This is a genomic window from Jatrophihabitans sp. sgz311053 (assembly GCF_056135305.1).
The window spans coordinates 554,778-571,526 of record NZ_JBWAXP010000002.1 but is presented as its reverse complement, the minus strand read 5'-3'; the positions used below and the strand labels follow the sequence as shown (position 1 = coordinate 571,526).

Annotated in this window: 13 protein-coding genes and 1 pseudogene; 3 read left to right on the top strand and 11 right to left on the bottom strand. The window is 70.7% G+C overall.

The genetic code is table 11. The annotated features are described in order from the left end of the window. Positions 1–54 precede the first annotated feature (54 nt). Positions 55–1,614 (bottom strand): annotated as a pseudogene (locus AC0NZQ_RS11610) (phage tail tip lysozyme). After that, positions 1,611–3,164: a PLL family lectin gene (locus AC0NZQ_RS11605; RefSeq protein WP_474529987.1), complete on the bottom strand. Its 1,554-nt coding sequence runs from the start codon at positions 3,162–3,164 to the stop codon at positions 1,611–1,613. The pseudogene AC0NZQ_RS11610 and the gene AC0NZQ_RS11605 overlap by 4 nt, the downstream one beginning before the upstream one ends. Positions 3,165–3,482: 318 nt before the next feature. On the opposite strand from AC0NZQ_RS11605, the gene AC0NZQ_RS11600 reads away from it, so the two are divergent. After that, a complete protein-coding gene (locus tag AC0NZQ_RS11600; protein ID WP_474529986.1) occupies positions 3,483–5,039 on the top strand; it encodes a DUF4185 domain-containing protein in 1,557 nt (518 codons plus the stop codon). Positions 5,040–5,225: 186 nt separating this feature from the next. Here AC0NZQ_RS11600 and AC0NZQ_RS11595 read toward each other — a convergent pair whose 3' ends face one another. Further along, entirely contained in the window at positions 5,226–5,999 is a 774-nt protein-coding gene (locus AC0NZQ_RS11595; protein ID WP_474529985.1) for a helix-turn-helix transcriptional regulator, read from the bottom strand. Between the two features lie 140 nt (positions 6,000–6,139). Here AC0NZQ_RS11595 and AC0NZQ_RS11590 point away from each other — a divergent pair, with 140 nt between their 5' ends. After that, positions 6,140–7,129, top strand: a complete 990-nt coding sequence (locus tag AC0NZQ_RS11590; RefSeq protein WP_474529984.1) for a PE-PPE domain-containing protein — start codon at positions 6,140–6,142, stop codon at positions 7,127–7,129. A gap of 56 nt (positions 7,130–7,185) precedes the next feature. On the opposite strand, the gene AC0NZQ_RS11585 is transcribed toward AC0NZQ_RS11590, so the two are convergent. Next, on the bottom strand, positions 7,186–7,896 hold the full coding sequence (locus AC0NZQ_RS11585) for a chymotrypsin family serine protease (RefSeq protein WP_474529983.1): 711 nt from the start codon (positions 7,894–7,896) through the stop codon (positions 7,186–7,188). Between the two features lie 232 nt (positions 7,897–8,128). Beyond that, complete coding sequence (locus tag AC0NZQ_RS11580; RefSeq protein WP_474529981.1) at positions 8,129–9,262, bottom strand: cupin domain-containing protein; 1,134 nt, start codon at positions 9,260–9,262, stop codon at positions 8,129–8,131. Positions 9,263–9,372: 110 nt separating this feature from the next. On the opposite strand from AC0NZQ_RS11580, the gene AC0NZQ_RS11575 reads away from it, so the two are divergent. Next, positions 9,373–10,158 (top strand): HpcH/HpaI aldolase family protein, encoded by a 786-nt coding sequence (locus AC0NZQ_RS11575; RefSeq protein ID WP_474529980.1) that lies wholly within the window; start codon positions 9,373–9,375, stop codon positions 10,156–10,158. A 211-nt stretch (positions 10,159–10,369) separates the two neighbouring features. Here AC0NZQ_RS11575 and AC0NZQ_RS11570 read toward each other — a convergent pair whose 3' ends face one another. From AC0NZQ_RS11570 to AC0NZQ_RS11545, 6 genes are all read right to left on the bottom strand, one after another. Then, entirely contained in the window at positions 10,370–11,329 is a 960-nt protein-coding gene (locus tag AC0NZQ_RS11570; protein ID WP_474531379.1) for an alpha/beta fold hydrolase, read from the bottom strand. Positions 11,330–11,363: 34 nt separating this feature from the next. Then, positions 11,364–12,134, bottom strand: coding sequence for an SDR family NAD(P)-dependent oxidoreductase (locus tag AC0NZQ_RS11565; protein WP_474529979.1), 771 nt, complete (start codon positions 12,132–12,134; stop codon positions 11,364–11,366). Then, positions 12,127–13,443 carry a histidinol dehydrogenase gene (gene hisD, locus AC0NZQ_RS11560; protein WP_474529978.1) on the bottom strand — a complete coding sequence of 439 codons (1,317 nt, stop codon included), beginning with the start codon at positions 13,441–13,443 and terminating at the stop codon, positions 12,127–12,129. The genes AC0NZQ_RS11565 and hisD overlap by 8 nt, the downstream gene beginning before the upstream one ends. An 89-nt stretch (positions 13,444–13,532) precedes the next feature. Continuing rightward, positions 13,533–14,531, bottom strand: coding sequence for a LacI family DNA-binding transcriptional regulator (locus tag AC0NZQ_RS11555; protein WP_474529977.1), 999 nt, complete (start codon positions 14,529–14,531; stop codon positions 13,533–13,535). Positions 14,532–14,589: 58 nt separating this feature from the next. Further along, entirely contained in the window at positions 14,590–15,420 is an 831-nt protein-coding gene (locus AC0NZQ_RS11550; RefSeq protein WP_474529976.1) for a nitrilase-related carbon-nitrogen hydrolase, read from the bottom strand. A gap of 41 nt (positions 15,421–15,461) precedes the next feature. Next, positions 15,462–16,700, bottom strand: coding sequence for an ester cyclase (locus AC0NZQ_RS11545; RefSeq protein ID WP_474529975.1), 1,239 nt, complete (start codon positions 16,698–16,700; stop codon positions 15,462–15,464). Between the last annotated feature and the right edge of the window lie 49 nt (positions 16,701–16,749).

The window sequence follows — 16,749 nt, the reverse complement described above, 5'->3', positions numbered from 1 at the left end:
CCCGCAGGTGAGGGGCGACCGGCCCGGTGGCGCGCCGTACCCGGACCTCGCCGGCTACGGCATCGCCGGTCCGGTGGTGGCGTTGACGCCTTCCCAGTCGTGCCAGGTGTTCGGACTGGTCTGCCACTTGTGGAACACCCCGGCCGCACTGGTCCCGAACACCTCCATCCGACCATCGGCGTTGTTCACCACCTGCACCGACGTGCCCGGACCACCAAATCCCTCCCACGACGAATACGGCTGGTTCGGCGCCTTCTGATACATGTGCTGCGCCGTCGCACCGTTCATCGCGAACACCTCGACCCGACCATCAGCCGTGCGCGTCGAGGACAACTGCGCATCCACCAGACCACTGGTCCCCACCCAGCCCGACCACGTCGTCGCACTCGTCTGATACTTGTGATAAACCCCCGTCGGACTGGACGCGAACACCTCCAACCGGCCATCAGAATTGTGATCGACGGTCAACTGCTCACCACCGTCACCGAAATGCTCCCACGCCCCGAAATCACCGTTCGGCTTCGTCTGGAACACATGACCGAACGTCGACTAATTCAACGCGAACAACTCCAACCGATTGTCCGGCGACCGCTCCAACTGCAACTTCGCCGACGCCGGACCACCCAGACCGGCCCACGCACTCCACCCCGTCGCCGACGTCATCCACTTATGGAACACACCATTCGGATTGGACGCGAACACCTCCAACCGGCCATCGGCATCATTACCGGCCACCACATAATCACCACCCGTGCCGAAGTCCTCCCACGAACCCCACTCCCCCGACACCGACGTCTGGAACCGGTGCTGCATCACCGACCCGTTCACCGCCCACAACTCCAACCGACCATCGATGTTCCGCGCGATCGACAACTGCGCACCACCCGGACCACCCTCGCGACGCCACGCCGACCACGCACCATTCACCGCCGTCTGCCACGCATGCCACACCCCGTCCGACGCAGCCGCGAACACCTCCAACCGACCATCACCCGACCGCGCCGACACCACCCGACCCGGCTCAGCAAAAGACGGCCACCACAGCGGGGGCGCACCTGTGCCGCGGTACAGGTCGTAGGCCTGCTGTGCCTTGGCGACCCGGGTCTCGGCGTAGCAGTTGCCGCATCCCTCGAACTTGCTCATGAACACGAGCGTCGCGTCGCGGACGGTTCCGGTCGCGCGCAGCGCGTCCAGCCCGCGGTACGGGATGCCCGTCAGCTCGTACCAGGTGAAGTCGAGCTGCGTCTGCAGCGCCCACGGGTCGGCACCACGACCACGAGCGAACTCGATGAGATTGTCACCGGGCGTGTAGTCCCACCGACCCGACGGCGGACCGGACTCCCACTGCGCGATACCGCGCCCCGGGCCCCCACCGTTCTGGTATTGACCAGGGTTCACCCCCGGCGCCTCGACCTCGAAGTTGCCGATGATGCCGGCGGCCTGGACATCGGTCAGGCCCTTGCCCACGAAGTACCGGAACGCGTACTCGGCATTGCCGACGGCGTGCGCGGCGCTCGGCAGGATGACCCAGCCGGTGACGGCCAGCACGGCACAGAGCAGGCCGAGCAGCAACCGGCGCGCGAACGGCGGACGGATGATCGTCGCGGTGCTCATGGCATCGCCGGTCCGGTGGTGGCGTTGACGCCTTCCCAGTCGTGCCAGGTGTTCGGACTGGTCTGCCACTTGTGGAACACCCCGGCCGCACTGGTCCCGAACACCTCCATCCGACCATCGGCGTTGTTCACCACCTGCACCGACGTGCCCGGACCACCAAATCCCTCCCACGACGAATACGGCTGGTTCGGCGCCTTCTGATACATGTGCTGCGCCGTCGCACCGTTCATCGCGAACACCTCGACCCGACCATCAGCCGTGCGCGTCGAGGACAACTGCGCATCCACCAGACCACTGGTCCCCACCCAGCCCGACCACGTCGTCGCACTCGTCTGATACTTGTGATAAACCCCCGTCGGACTGGACGCGAACACCTCCAACCGGCCATCAGAATTGTGATCGACGGTCAACTGCTCACCACCGTCACCGAAATGCTCCCACGCCCCGAAATCACCGTTCGGCTTCGTCTGGAACACATGACCGAACGTCGACGAATTCAACGCGAACAACTCCAACCGATTGTCCGGCGACCGCTCCAACTGCAACTTCGCCGACGCCGGACCACCCAGACCGGCCCACGCACTCCACCCCGTCGCCGACGTCATCCACTTATGGAACACACCATTCGGATTGGACGCGAACACCTCCAACCGGCCATCGGCATCATTACCGGCCACCACATAATCACCACCCGTGCCGAAGTCCTCCCACGAACCCCACTCCCCCGACACCGACGTCTGGAACCGGTGCTGCATCACCGACCCGTTCACCGCCCACAACTCCAACCGACCATCGATGTTCCGCGCGATCGACAACTGCGCACCACCCGGACCACCCTCGCGACGCCACGCCGACCACGCACCATTCACCGCCGTCTGCCACGCATGCCACACCCCGTCCGACGCAGCCGCGAACACCTCCAACCGACCATCACCCGACCGCGCCGACACCACCCGACCCGGCTCCGCAAAAGACGGCCAGCTCGGCTGCTCGCCCGCGTCCTCGACGATCTTGTTGTAGCGCAGGGCTTCGTAGTTCGCGTTGGGGTGACCGTCCAGCTCGGCGTCGTTGATGTTGGCGCGGTAATGGCCCACCGGCGTCCCGCCGAAGCTGTAATAGACGAAGTTGCCCGCGCCGTCGAGCCAGTGGTCGAACAACAGCACATGGTTCACGTGGTCGTTGAGTACGTCGCCGGCCTTGAGATCGCTGCGCCCGATCGGATGCGCGATGGACGGGATGCTCCCCGTCCAGTTGTTGTCGGTGTGCCACGCCATCGACACGAAACCGGAGCAGTCCCGGCGGTAGGCGTAGGTGTCCGGTGGCGGACCGGGCGAGTAGCTGCCCTGGTCGTAGATCCCGGGCTGATGGTCGACCCAGTACTGCGCTCGCGCCATGACCTCCGACCGGCTGATGGGTCCGTTGTGCGCGGACGCGGCGGAGGCCGGCGACGGGCGTCCGGCGACCAGCGCCACGACGGTGGTGAGCGTGAGCAGGGAGGTGAGCAGGCCGACGATCAGTCGGCCTGCCGTCCGGCGCGGGCGAGCGGTCATGACAGGTGTTCCTTCCGCCGGCCGGAGCCGGACCGCGGCGGCACCAGCGGGCACCCACCGATCGACAGAGAATGCGCACCGATGCGGGGCGGACCCGTCACATCGGGCAAACAGCACCAACCGTGCGCAGCGCCATACAAGCGCAGAAACAGGTCCTCCGTAAGAGCGGAATGAGAAACGGTAGGGGCGCGTGTGCGCCAGCGGCGGATTGGCGCGAGTGCGCCACCGCGCATCGTTCCGGCCGGCCCGGACAAGTGATGCAATCTGCACGTAAACCACTCCGGGGCACGTCCGCCCGTCGTCGCCGTGGAGGCATCGTTGTTGCGTCCTGCTCCGTCCTGCCGCGTTGCAGCCGTCCTGCTCTGCGCGGCGGCGTTGCTCGCCCCCGCTCCGCTAGTCCCGGCGGCGGCCGCGGCCCTCGACGCCGGCCCCGCACTCGCCGGACCGTCCGACTTCGTCGCGTACGAGACCGGGCGCGGCTCGATCAACGACACGGACCGCACGGGCGACATCGCCGGCACGGATCTCGGCATCGCCTGGGACGACGGCGCCGGCCACGTCCTCGTCGCGTACGGGGACACCTTCGGAGCACCGTTCACCCCTCCGGACCGGTCGGCGGGCGGTGGCCCGGAGGGCGGCGACTGGCGCAGCAACGTGCTCGCCGTCAGCTCCGACCACAGCCTGGCCGACGGGATGAGCTTCGACCGGGTCGTCACCGACCGGGACGGCCACGCGAAGGAGCTGTTGGCCAGCAGGAAGATCTCCGGCACCGAGATGACGGTCATCCCCACCTCGGGTGTCAGCGTCGGCTCCCGCCAGTACCTGACCTACATGTCGGTGCGGCAGTGGGGCCCGAACGGTGGCCAGTGGACGACGAACCACGGCGGTCTCGCCTACAGCGACGACGACGGCACGACGTGGGTGAAGTCCGGCGTCCAGTGGCCGAACACCGGCGGGGACGCCGGGTTCCAGCAGGCCGGTCTCGTCCGGCGCAACGGGTTCGTCTACCTGCTCGCCACCGGCAACGGCCGCTTCGGCCCGGCCCGCGCCGCCCGGGTGCCGGAGACCCAGCTGCTGGACAAGTCCGCGTACCGCTACTGGGACGGCAGCACCTGGCAGCCCGACCCAGCCGCCGCGGCGGTCGTGGTGCCGGGCACCGTCGCGGAGCTGTCCCTGCAGTGGAACCGCTACCTGGGGCGGTACCTGATGTCCTACATCGACCCCGACATCGATGCGCTGGTGCTGCGTCAGGCGGTGTCTCCGGAAGGCCCCTGGAGCGCGGAGACCGTCGTGCAGCGCTCGCCGGAGTACAGCTCGATGTACGGCGGATTCCTGCACCCCTGGGCCGACGGCGCCGACCTGTACTTCGGCATGTCGCAGTGGCGTTCGTACAACTCGTTCATCCTGCACGCATCACTGACCGGTGGCACCGGGACCGGCAGCAGCACAGACACCCAGAATGCGGTGCACAACGGCGGCTTCGAGTCGGCGGCCGGCGGCTGGAGCTGCAGCGGCACGTGCGGCGTCGACGCCGACCGGGGCAACCAGCACAGCGGGACGTCCAACGGCTGGGTGCGCAACAGTGCCGGCTGGAACGATATTCATCGCACCGTCCAGGTCACCCCGGGGCGGAGCTATCACCTCCGCGGCTGGCTGCGCACCTCGTCCACCAGCGACAACGGGTACTTCGGGGTTCGGACGACCGACGGACGGGTCCTCGGCGAGACTCACTTCACCCGTCTCGACGGGTACCACCGTCTCGACGTGGACATCCCCGTCGGCACGGCCGGCACCGTCGTCGTCTACGGCGGCGTGTGGACCGACCACGGCGACATCTGGCTGCAACTCGACGACGTGTCCCTGTTCCCGAGCTAGGGCGTGTCTGACAATTCTCGCTCGTCGCGAGCGGCGGTCGGGTGCGCGCGATGCAAGGCGGAGGAGGACGGTCGTAGCCTGCTACGGCCGACGACGACAACGCGGCAGCGTGCGTGCCCGGGCGTCGCGCAGCAGAGCACGGGATTGTCAGACACGCCCTAGGCCGGCCCGCTCGAGCCCGTGAAGTCACAACCAGCCGCGGCGAGCGGCCTGCACTCCCGCCTGGAAGCGACTGTTCGTGCCGAGGCGCGCGTTGAGCTCGGCGACACGGCGCACCACGGTGCGCCGGGAGATGCCCAGTCGCCGCGCAACCACGTCCTCGGTGGCGCCGACGGCCATCAGCGAGACGATGCCCCGTTCGACCCGGTCCAACGGGTCGGCCCCGTCCCCCGGTCGGACCGGTACGGCCAGCGACCACACCAGCTCCGCGAGATGCGCGAGCGCGTCGCACATCCCCGCGGAATCGGGTGCCGCGGAGTCGAGGACGAGCACCCCGGCGGCGTCGCCGGCGGTGCGCACCGACACCATCGCCGACCGGCGGTCGGCCACCGTCAGCGCCAGGGGCAGTACGGCCAGCGTGCGCAGGTCGTCGCCGTCACCCGGTGGCGGGACGTCGGCGTCGCCGGTCATGTCGACGACCGCACGGACGGTACGGAACCGCACACCCGCCGCGGCCCGCTCGGCGACCACCGTGGCCCGTGCCTCGTGCACGGATCGCGGGACGGGGGCGACGTCCGGGCGAGGTGGCCCGCCGAGCGCCGACAGCTCGTGACGGGCGTCGCGATGCAGCGCCAGCCACTCCCGGTCGATCTCGGCCGGGTCGGTGAGGACGCGGCCGGCCTGTGCCGCGGGAGCGGACACCGCGGACGGCCCGGAGTCCCGATACGCCCGCCGCAGCGAGCGGGCGGCCGCCTCGAGGTACGTGAGGGCCTGTAGCTGATCGGCGGGGTCGGCCGTCACGGGCACCTGCGCGTCTGCGTCACGGCGCAACTGCGCCGCGTCCGGATGTATCGGACTTATCGCGCTCTCTGCTCGAATCATGACAACGCCGTCGCCTGGTCGTGTTCGGCGTTTCTTGCCCCGACACGAAAGGTCCCTCCATGTCCACTGTCCTGACCCGCTGGCGTCGGCGCGCGACCGCCGCCGCATGTGCCGCAGCCGGCGTGGCCGCCCTCAGCTGCGGCGTGCTCGTCGCAACCGCACCGTCGGCAGGGGCTGCCACTGCCGACGCGGTGCCATGCACCGTTGTCCCGATCTTCGAGACCGACGGGTTCCTCGTCGGCCAGAGCCTGGCCACCTTCAACGGCGGACCGGACCCGTTCAACCGGCGCGTCCCTGCCGGCTACGCCGCGGTGCCCGTCCCCTATCAGGACGGCGTGGTCCCGATCCCCGGCGTGATGCCCGGGTTGGACGAGGCCACTGCGGCCGGGCAGCGCGCGCTCAGCGCCGCCATCCACACGTATCACGACCGCTGCCCGGGTAGTCGCATCATCGTCACCGGTTTCTCTGAAGGTGCCGTCGTGGCCGGCAACGAACTCAATGCGCTCGCGCACTCCGGCTACATCCGGCACGACCTGATCAAGGGGGCCTTGTACGGCGACCCCCGGCGGCCGTTCGGTAACGGTGGCCGCGGCGGCGTGGCGGGCGGCATCGAGACGAACCTGCCGACGCTGCTTGCGGGCGTCACCATGCAGGGACCGAACGACTTCGGCGACATCGCCGTCCGGGAGGTGTGCAACGAGAACGACGGCATCTGCAACTCGACGAATGTCATTACCAACGCGGCGGCCTTCGCCAACGGCATCGCCGGGTACGCGGTGGGGCGCGCGCACGGCTACTACATCGACCCGGTCGCGGCCGTCGCCCGGGGCAACGGGCTGGACCTCTACCCGCAGAACCCGATCATCGCCTACGGCGCTCCGCTGCCCATCCCGGGACTCGGGACGCCGTGGCAGATCCAGAACCTGCTCGGGCGGACCGCCGGGGCGAGCACCTTCCACAACGCCGTGGGGGCCGCCCGTTCGCTGTTGCCGCAGCCGGTGGTCGACGCCTTGGCAACTGATCCGTGGTTCGCGCTGATCACCAGCTGACCGCCGGCGAACCGCGCTGCGCGCCCGTCCCCGCGCGGGAGCGCAGCGCGGGCCGGTCATGGCGTGTTGGTGATCTGAAAGCCCTTGCCGACGGGGCTCGACCCGGCATCGATGTCGGCAAGGATCTTGCCCGCGCGCAGGTACCGGGTGCCGGGCGGGAACTGGACGCCAAAGTTGATGCCCACCCACGCGGTGTTGCGGGTGAAGGCCGGGCCGCCCGAGTCGCCGGAGCCGATGTAGGCCGCATTGAAGATGTAGTTGCTGTCCTGCGCCAGGACGGCGCCGCAGGTGACACCGGACTTGCGGCCGTCCTTGCACACCACGTCGCTCACGGTGCGCACGCCCTCGGTGTCGATACTGGTGATGCGGGCACCGGGGCCGTTGCTGGACAGCACGGCGTCGGGGTTGAGCTTGATGACGACCCAGTCACGCGCGCCGTCGAGCTGGCCGTACCAGCCGCGGCTGGCGATGGTGCCGATCGCGCTGCCCTTACCGCCGTTCGGCAACCAGCGGTAGAGCGTGTCGCCGTCGGCCATGTGCGAGATGCAGTGCGCGGCGCTGATCGCCACCTTGTTACCCGCGGCGTCCGTACCGACCGCGCCGATGGTGCAGTAGACGTCGCGGCCCGGGATGTCCGTGTACGGGACCCCGTTCGTGATCAGCCCGGTGCCACTCGCGACGTCGGCCTGCGCGGCGACGGCCGGTGCCGTCGTCACGATGGTGGCCAGCACCGCCCCGGTGATGAGAATGCGTCTCGCGGTGATCATTGGTTCCTCCTGGATGGGCGGGTGATGCCCCCATCCAAAGGGCCCGGGTCGGTGTCCGTCTTCGTCACAAGTGCACAAATCGGACATCTCGATTTGTGCCGGTGTCCCACCCAACCAGTGCGGCTGCTGAACAAGAGCTCGTCGGAACTGGAGTAGGCACCAGACGCCACGACGGCCGGCCCTCCGCTCAGGAGGGCCGGCCGTCGTCGTCCGGGCCTGCGGCGGAGTCCGGTCAGCGGTTGAGCATGCTCGCCGGCGCCAGGTAGCCGTTCGCGTCGCGGGCGATGTCCTTGGCCAGCGCCCCCTCGACCACCGACTCGTCCCAATCCAGATACACCCGGCCGTCGCCCTCGGTGATCGCAACCCACTGAGCCGTCTCGTCACCGACGCTGTCGAAGCGCCGCCACGCCCCCCGCGGCACCGACAGGGTGTCGTAGGGGCCGAGCTCCACCGCGACGGGCTCGTGCCGGTTCAACGTCACCCGCAGCCGTCCCTGCTTGACGATCAGGACCTCCGCCTCGGCCATGCGGTGCAGCCCGACGCCGTGGCCGGGGTCGGCGCGCAGCCACGCCAGCGCCAGGCCGTGCGGGTCGCTGAGGCGGGGCCGCTGGGTGCGGTCCTCGGTCATGCCGTAACCCACGACGCAGGCCAGCTGCGCACCTGCGCCGGGCAGCGCGGAGTCCAGGAACGGCGCGTCGCTCCAGTCCAGGTCCGCGGGCGTGGCCAGCCGCTCGCGCATCTGCTCGACCGACACCACCGGCAGCTGCGCGAGCTGATCGGGGTTCAGCGGCGCAACCAGCTCGACGCCCTCGGGGACCTCGCCGGGGGCGGTCTGCACGATGCCGCCGCCGACGGTCTGGAACATCCCCGTGGCCGCTGCCTTCTCGATCACCGACGGCGCCCAGATCAGCCCACCGCTGACGTCCCGGCCGAGCGCGGTGTAGAGCCAGGCATCGTCGGTGAGACTGGTGAAGCCACGGAAGATCCACGTCGGGATGGAGATGACGTCGCCCTCGCCGACGATCGCCTCACCGTCACGCCCGTCCACTCCCCACCGGAAGCGCCACTGGCCGGCGAAGCAGACAAAGACCTCGGCGGTGAAGTGCAGGTGCAGGTTGTTCACCACTCCCGCCGGCATCACGGCACCACCGAGGTTGAAGCCGTGCGGCTCGGTGACCGGGACGACCTGGTCGGCATTCTCCGACACCCCCGGGCCGATGAGGGGGTAGTTGACCTTGCGGTCCGAACCCGGGATGCGGGTGTCGAGGAAGGCGGCGCGGTCCTCCTTCAGGTCGCGACGCAGGATCGTGCGGTGGACGAGTTCCTCGGCGGTGACGACGACGTCGCCGGCCGTGACGGCAGTCATGGTGAGGGTTCCTTCGGGTCAGGGTCGGGACGACGCTCGCGTGGCCCCTCTGAATACGTATGTATAGTCGGGGCAGCCGAACGCGATGTCAACCACGAGCGGAGCGCCCGATGCGTCCGAACACCCTGCGGGACCGGCTGCGATCCGGCGCGCCCGCCGTCACAGGCTGGCTGTCGGTGGGAAGCCCCTATCTGGCCGAGGTGCTGTCCCACGCCGGCTACGACGCCGTCACCGTCGACCTGCAGCACGGCATGTTCGGCCTGGGCGAGGCCGTCACGCTGCTGCAGGCCGTCGGGTCGGGCCCGGCCACCCCGCTGGCGCGATGCCCGTCGTCGGACCCGGCGGTCATCGGCAAGCTTCTCGACGCCGGGGCGTACGGCATCATCTGTCCGGCGGTCGACTCCGCCGAGCAAGCGGCTGCCTTCGTCGCGGCGTGCCGCTACCCGCCCGCGGGCGGCCGCAGCTTCGGCCCGGCCCGTGGCCTGCTCTACGGCGGGCCCGACTACGCCGAGCATGCCGACGACACTGTGCTGACCTGGGCCATGATCGAATCGGCCGCCGGCCTCGAGGCACTGGAGGCGATCCTGGCCACGCCCGGACTGGACGGCGTTTACGTCGGCCCCAACGACCTGGCGCTCTCACTCGGCGAGCTCCCCGGCCAGCCGGGCCTCCGTACCACCGCCGCGATCAGCCACATCGCTGCCGCCGCCCGGTCGGCCGGGCGCTACGCCGGCATCTTCTGCGCCGACGGAGAGGTCGCGGCCGCGCGGGTAGCCGCCGGGTACCAGCTCGTCACGCCGGGCAACGACATCGGCATCATCCGCGCCGCGGTAGCTGAACGCGTTGCCCTCGCCCGCGGCGAGACGAGCGAAGCCCGCGCGGCAACCGGTTATTGAGCCTGCTGCACACGTGACCGACTGCCGGACCACGGACTGCCGGACCACGGACAGCAGGTCGAACGAACTCGGAGAGCGACCTGCCGCAGCCGGCAGCCGACCTTCGGCACCCGGCACTGAGCCTCCCGCGAACCCCGTGTTCTGCACCCGTATTCGGGTGCAGAACACGGGGTCGCTTTTCGGGTGGGTTGCCCACCGGCCGACCGGCCGATTACGGAGCAGACCGACGATTCGACCTCAGCGCCGCCGCGAGATCCCGGAGGCAGCCCGCGACCTCGTCGGGGCACTCCAGGGGAAGCATGTGCCCGCCCGGCAGCGTGACCAACTCGGCTTCCGGGGAAAGCTCCGCGATCTCGGCCTGCAGTTCCGGCGGGCAGATCTCGTCCTGCTCTCCGGAGAGCACTCTCACCGGCATGTCGAGGAACGCCAGGCTGTCGCGGCTGTCCGGACGAGTGCCCTGGGCGGCGAGCTGCCGGAGGAAGCCGGCCGGCCCGACGCGCGATGCCATCCGTTCGTTCGCCTCGACCAGCTCGGGGTCGGTACGGGCAGCGGGGCCGAGGGTGACGCGCGCTAGTTCGGCCGCCACCGCGGCGAATTCCCCGGCGACCGTGCGGCGCCGCCAGGCGGCCCAGGCCTCGTGCTGAGCCGCGACGGGTCCGCGCGCGCTGGCCGCGACGAGTGCCAGGCCGGCGACGCGGTGCGGTTGCTGCCGCACGATCTCCAGCGCCACGATGCCACCGAGCGAGTGCCCGGCGAGCAGGAAGCGCTCGGGGGCTGCGGCGAGCACCGAGGCCGCGAGTTCGGGCACCGAGTCGTCGAGGTCGATCCGCACCGGCCACGGCAGGAGCCCGTCGAGACACGCGGCGACGGCGTCCCACACCGTCTCGTCGCCGAGCATGCCGGCCAGGAGCACCACCGGGACCCGCCCCGCGACACCGACCGCGACTCCGCCACCGACACCGCCACCGACACCGACACCGACACCGACGCCGAGTCCGCGACCCAGATCGGGCACGACAGCAGCAGCGCTGGGAGCGGCGCCCCGCGAGCCATCGTCCAGAGCTTCGTCCGCAGCCTCGTCTGCAGCCTTGTCCGCCACGCCGGTGGTGTCACCCTCGACCGTGGCGCGAGCGGCCTGCGGCGGGGCCGGCAACGGCAGCATCGATGGCATCGCGCTCACGCCGTGACCCTCCCCCGCCACCGCGTCAGCGCGCAACCATGCCGGCGGAGAGATCGATGTCGGCACAGTGCAGGCCCGTCATGGCGAGCATGGCCACGACCGCCGCGCCGACCTCCTCCTCCTCGACGAGGCGACCCAGCGTGGCCCGGCCGGCGAAGGCGGCCTCCGCCTCGGCCGGCGTGATGCCCAGACGCTCGGACTCCAGCCGGAAGTTGCGCGTCATCCGCTCGCCCCGCACCGGACCGGGCGAGAGCGTGTTGACCCGCACGCCCGCGGGCCCGACCTCCGCGCCCAGGGTGGTGCTGAGCCCGATGACGGCCAGCTTGGAGGCGGTGTAGGGCGTGCGCATGGCCAGCGGTCGCTTGCCGCTCACCGAGGCCAGGTTGATCACGTCACCGGTACCGCGCTCGATCATGGCCGGCAGGAACGCCCGGCACATCAGGTACATGCCGCGGACATTGACGGCGAAGACGTCGTCCCACTCGTCCGGCTCGATCTCGATCAGCGGGCGGACCGGACCCGGCACCCCGGCGTTGTTGACGAGGACGGAGATCTCTTCGTCGGCCAGAGCGTCGGCCAGCGCGACCACCGAGGCCGCGTCGGCGACGTCCACGGTGGCGACCCGGCAGTCGGCCCCGACCAGCTCCGCGGTGCCGAGCAGTGCCTCCCGCCGACGTCCGCAGGCGATGACGCGGTGACCGGCACCGGCGAGCGCGACGGCGATGGCGCGTCCCAGACCGGAACCCGCCCCGGTGACCAGGGCGGTCCGGCGGGCGGGCCGAACGGACTCAGGCACCGGCGAAGGTGTGCTCGCTCCAGGGCAGCGGCGCGCCGCCGTACTTCGCGGCGCGGACGTCACCGGAGCGCGCGTGGCCCTCGAAGAGCTCCACCCGGGAGGCACGGCCACAGAGCTCGCCGAGCATCGCGCTCGACGCGGGGTCCGTGACCTCCTGGTAGGTGACGGTCTTGAGGTACTTGCCCACCCACAGCCCGCCGGTGAAGCGCGCACTGCCCCGCGTCGGCAGCACGTGGTTGGTGCCGATCACCTTGTCGCCGTAGGAGACGCAGGTCCCCTCGCCGAGGAAGAGCGCGCCGTACTCGCGCATCTCCGCCAGCGCGCGCCGCGGCTCCTCGGTGAGGATCTCGACGTGCTCGGAGGCAAAGCTGTCGGCGACGGCGAAGGCCTCCTCGATCGAGTCGACGACGAGCACCTGACCGTGGTCGCGCCAGGCGGGTGCGGCGTAGTCGCGCGTCGGCATGTCGACGAGGATCGTCTCGATGTGGGCCATAGCCTCCCGGGCCACCCGCTCGCTCGTGGTGACGAGGACCGCCGGCGAGTCCGGACCGTGCTCGGCCTGGCTCAGCAGGTCGACTGCCACGACGAAGGGATCGGCCTGATCGTCGGCGACGACGAGGATCTCGGTGGGGCCGGCGAAGAGATCGATGCCGACCTGTCCGAAGAGCTGACGCTTGGCCTCGGCGACGTAGGCGTTGCCCGGTCCGGCGATGAGGTCGACGCGGCCGATGGTCTCCGTGCCGAGGGCGAGCGCGGCCATGGCCTGGACACCGCCGAGCAGGTAGATCTCGTCGGCGCCGGCCATGGACATCGCGGCCACGGTCGCGGCCGGGATCTGCCCGCGGATCGGCGGGGTGCAGGCCGCGACGCGGGGGACGCCGGCGACCTTGGCGGTCACGATCGTCATGTGGGCCGAGGCGGTCAGCGGGTAACGACCGCCGGGCACGTAGGCACCGATCGCCGAGATGGGGACGTTCTTCTGACCCAGGTGGACGCCGGGCAGCGTCTCGACCTCGAAGTCGGTGAGCGAGGCCCGCTGCGCCTCGGCGAAGCGACGCACCTGCGCCTGCACGAAGGCGATGTCGTCCTTCACCTGCTGCGGGACGCCGTCGACGATCTCCTCGATCTGCTCGGCGCTGAGCCGGAACGACTCCGGGCTCCAGCCGTCGAACTTCTCGGAGTACTGCCGGACGGCGTCGTCGCCGCGCTGCCGGACGTCGTCGAGGACGTCGCGGACCGTGGCGGCGACCTCGGCCCGCCCGCCGGTGAGGGTGTCGGCCGGGACGGCGCGCTTGAGGTAGGTGACCATGCCGCGGAATTTATACGTATGCATTCTTCGCCGTCAAGCGCCGCCGCCACTCGCCGCAGCCGACGACATCGTCGCCGGGACGCGAGGCGTCAGCGAGCGCTGTGGGTCTCCCGCGCGACGAGCTCGACCGGGAACGTCCGGACCACCGGCGCCGGCTCGGCGGTCGTCGCGCCGCCGAGCAGGGTCACCAACCGCTGCGCCGCGGCGGCGGCCATCTCGGCGAGCGACACCCGCACCGTGGTGAGCCGGAAGACCGGCCAGCCCGCGATCGGCAGGTCGTCGAAGCCGACGATCGAGACGTCCTCGGGGACGCGCAGCCCCAGCCGTCGGGCCTGGTTCAGCGCCCCGACGGCCGCCGTGTCGCCGACGCAGAAGACGGCGGTGGGACGGTGCCGGCCGGTCATCACCTCGGCCATGCCACGTTCGCCGTCCTCGTGCCCGAAGCCGCCGTGGGCGACGCGCCCGGCCGGCAGGTCCACGTCCGCGGCGGCGAGGGCGGCGCGGAACCCGGCCTCGCGGTCGCGACTGGTGCTCGCCTGCGGGCTGCCCATCACCGCCGCCACCCGACGGTGCCCGAGCTCGAGGAAGAGCTCCGCGACGGCGGCGCCGCCGGCGCGGTTGTCCGCCGTCACGCCGGGGGCGCCACGCCGTCCGGAGAGGCGGTTCAGCTCGACGAACGGGACCTCGCGTTCGAGCAGTGACTTCGACAGCGTCGAGCGCAGCGACGAGGTGGTGAGCACCACGCCGTCCACGGAGCGATCCAGCAGCCGCTCGTAGGTGGCCCGGTCGTCGCCCCGTTCGGCGAGCAGCACCATTCGGTACCCGTGCGCGGCGAAGGCGTCGTGCAGCGGCTCCACCAGCGCCGGGTAGAGCGCGTTGCGCAGGTCGGCCACCATGGCGATCTGACGGGTCGAGCGGGTGGAGAGGCTGCGGCCCAGCTCGCTGGCCACGTAGCCCAGCTCCGCCGCCGCGGCCTGCACCCGCTGCGTGGTGGCCGCGGCCACCCGAGGGTCCCCGCGCAGCGCCCGCGACACCGTCGGCTGCGAGACGCCGGCCAGTCGCGCGACGTCGTGGCTGGTGACCGCCATCAAGCCTCCCGTGTCCGGTCGGGACACTACCGAGGTCCGACGCTCTTCACGCGCAGCCTCACGAGGACGGGGAGCCCTCGCCGTAGACCGACGGGCGTCGGTCGGCGAGCAGGTCGTTGCGTGGCGAGATCCGCTTGTCGCCGGCCGGCCGCAGGTCGAGGTCGGCCACCACGAAGCCCGAGGCGTCGGACGTGGCGACCGGCCAACCCTCGATGCCGATCACGGTGCTGTCCTCGTTCCAGCGGACGCCGCGCTCCTCCCCCGCCCGGTCGCAGCAGGCGATGGCCATCCGGTTGACCCTGGCCGCCGCCATGGCGATGACGACCTCGGGAGCCGGCAGTCCGGCAGGCCGCTCGACCAGCGGCCAGTTCGCCGGGACCGCCACCAGCTCGGCCCCGCGCAGCGCCACCGAGCGGGTCAGCTCGGGAAACTCCACGTCGTAGCAGATCATCACCGCCAGCCGGCCGACCCGGGTGCCGACCACCGGGGGCGCTTCGTCGCCCGGCGTGAAGAAGAGCTTCTCGGTGTTCCAGAGATGGGTCTTGCGGTAGAAGACCGGCTCCGGGCCGGCGCCCAGCAGTACGGCGGAGTTGTAGAGCTGTCCGTCGCCGCCCAGCTCGGCGAAGCCGAGCACGAGCAGGGCCTCGCCGGCGATCTCGGCCCACCGCGCGAAGAGCGGATCCTCGCGGGTCAGGGTCGCGGCCCGGGCCTCGGCCACCGACTCGAAGACGTAGCCGCTGGTCACCAGCTCGGGCAGCACGATGACGTCCGCACCCCGCTGCCGGGACGCCGCAACGGCCGCGTCGACCATCGCCACGTTGCCCGCCAGGTCCGCCACCCGCGGCGACAGCTGGCAGCAGACGACACGGGCGCTGCCGTTCTCGGTCACTGCCTCACCCCGCCCGTCTCATCCCGTCCGTCCGCCGCCGATCAGGGCAGCATTAGGGTGGGCTCGTCGGCGAGGATCTGCGCCATCACGTCGAACTCGTTGAAGCACATCCAGTCCTCGGTGATCACGCCGTTGCGGATGTAGAGCTGGTCGATGCCCCACAGCTGCACCCGGCGGCCGGTGGGGGCGCCGTAGAGGGCGTAGCCGCGGTGGGTGCCCTGCGCGCGCCAGCGGACGGAGACCCGGAAGCCCTCCGCCTCGTTGCCCATCCAGTAGACCTCGTCGACCTGCATGCCGAGGTCCGGGAAGGTCGCCATGAGCGCCCTGGCCATGGCCTTGACGTCCTGCCGGCCGTGGCCGAGACGGTTGGAGGTGGCCTTCCAGCGGACGGTCGGGTCGTAGGCGCGGTCCACCGTCGAGAGGTCGCGGCGGTTGTAGAGGTCGTGGAACAGCGCCCGCACGAAGTGCTCGACGTCGAAGTCCGTACCCGAGGGGGCCGGGTAGTACTCCGGTTGCCGGCCGCCGAGCAGCCGCTGAACCTCCGCCTGGTGCCGGTCGGCCCGGCTGGCGTTCAGCTCGTTGCCGTACCGGCGGGCGGCCCAGGCGACGTCGATGCCGAGCTGCAGGAACTTCGAGGTCATGTTGTAGAGCACCCACTCCTCGAAGATCTCGTTCTCGCGGATGACGCAGTTCGCGATGCCCCAGAGATTGACCTTGCGGCCGGTGGGGGCGCCCCACTGCCAGGCGCCGAGGTGATGCCCGGTCGTCACGTACCGGTGCGAGGTGACGAAGCCCTGCTCGTCGTCGCCGGCCCAGATGATCTCGTCGGCCCAGGACCGGGTGTCGGGGAAGGCGTGGATGCTCGCCATCGTCCCTTCGACCACCCGCTCCACGCCGTAGTTCGGGCCGCTGTCGTCGTGGACGTAGCACCCCGGCGAGTAGGTGTCGTAGATGTAGCCGACGTCCTGGTCCTCCCAGATCCGGTGGGTGATCCGGACGATGTAGTCGACGATGTCGGTGTAGGTGTCCTCGAAGCCGCGCAGCGACTGGACCCGCTCGCCACGCTCACGGTCCGAGCGCAGCGTGTGCGAGCCAGAGCCGGGACGCACGGCGATGGCGAAGTCGGTCGGCATGCGCCGCTGCGAGGCCACGCCACCGAGGGTGGCCGCCTGCAACGGGTGGCGGGCGCCGTCGCCGGAGGGGGCGGCGAGCGGGGCGGCGCCCGCCGGGGAGGCGGCGTCCGCGGACGCCGCCTCCTGCGGGGTGGAACCGTTGGTCATTGCTAAATCCCTTGCTGAACCCATCGAGGAATCGCTGTCCGCCGGACGG

Coding starts and splice junctions, on each gene's coding strand:
- AC0NZQ_RS11605 (WP_474529987.1), bottom strand. CDS start 3,164: ATGACCGCTCGCCCGCGCCGGACGGCAGGCCGACTGATCGTCGGCCTG.
- AC0NZQ_RS11590 (WP_474529984.1), top strand. CDS start 6,140: ATGTCCACTGTCCTGACCCGCTGGCGTCGGCGCGCGACCGCCGCCGCA.
- AC0NZQ_RS11585 (WP_474529983.1), bottom strand. CDS start 7,896: ATGATCACCGCGAGACGCATTCTCATCACCGGGGCGGTGCTGGCCACC.
- AC0NZQ_RS11580 (WP_474529981.1), bottom strand. CDS start 9,262: ATGACTGCCGTCACGGCCGGCGACGTCGTCGTCACCGCCGAGGAACTC.
- AC0NZQ_RS11575 (WP_474529980.1), top strand. CDS start 9,373: ATGCGTCCGAACACCCTGCGGGACCGGCTGCGATCCGGCGCGCCCGCC.
- AC0NZQ_RS11570 (WP_474531379.1), bottom strand. CDS start 11,329: ATGCCATCGATGCTGCCGTTGCCGGCCCCGCCGCAGGCCGCTCGCGCC.
- hisD (WP_474529978.1), bottom strand. CDS start 13,443: ATGGTCACCTACCTCAAGCGCGCCGTCCCGGCCGACACCCTCACCGGC.
- AC0NZQ_RS11555 (WP_474529977.1), bottom strand. CDS start 14,531: ATGGCGGTCACCAGCCACGACGTCGCGCGACTGGCCGGCGTCTCGCAG.
- AC0NZQ_RS11545 (WP_474529975.1), bottom strand. CDS start 16,700: ATGACCAACGGTTCCACCCCGCAGGAGGCGGCGTCCGCGGACGCCGCC.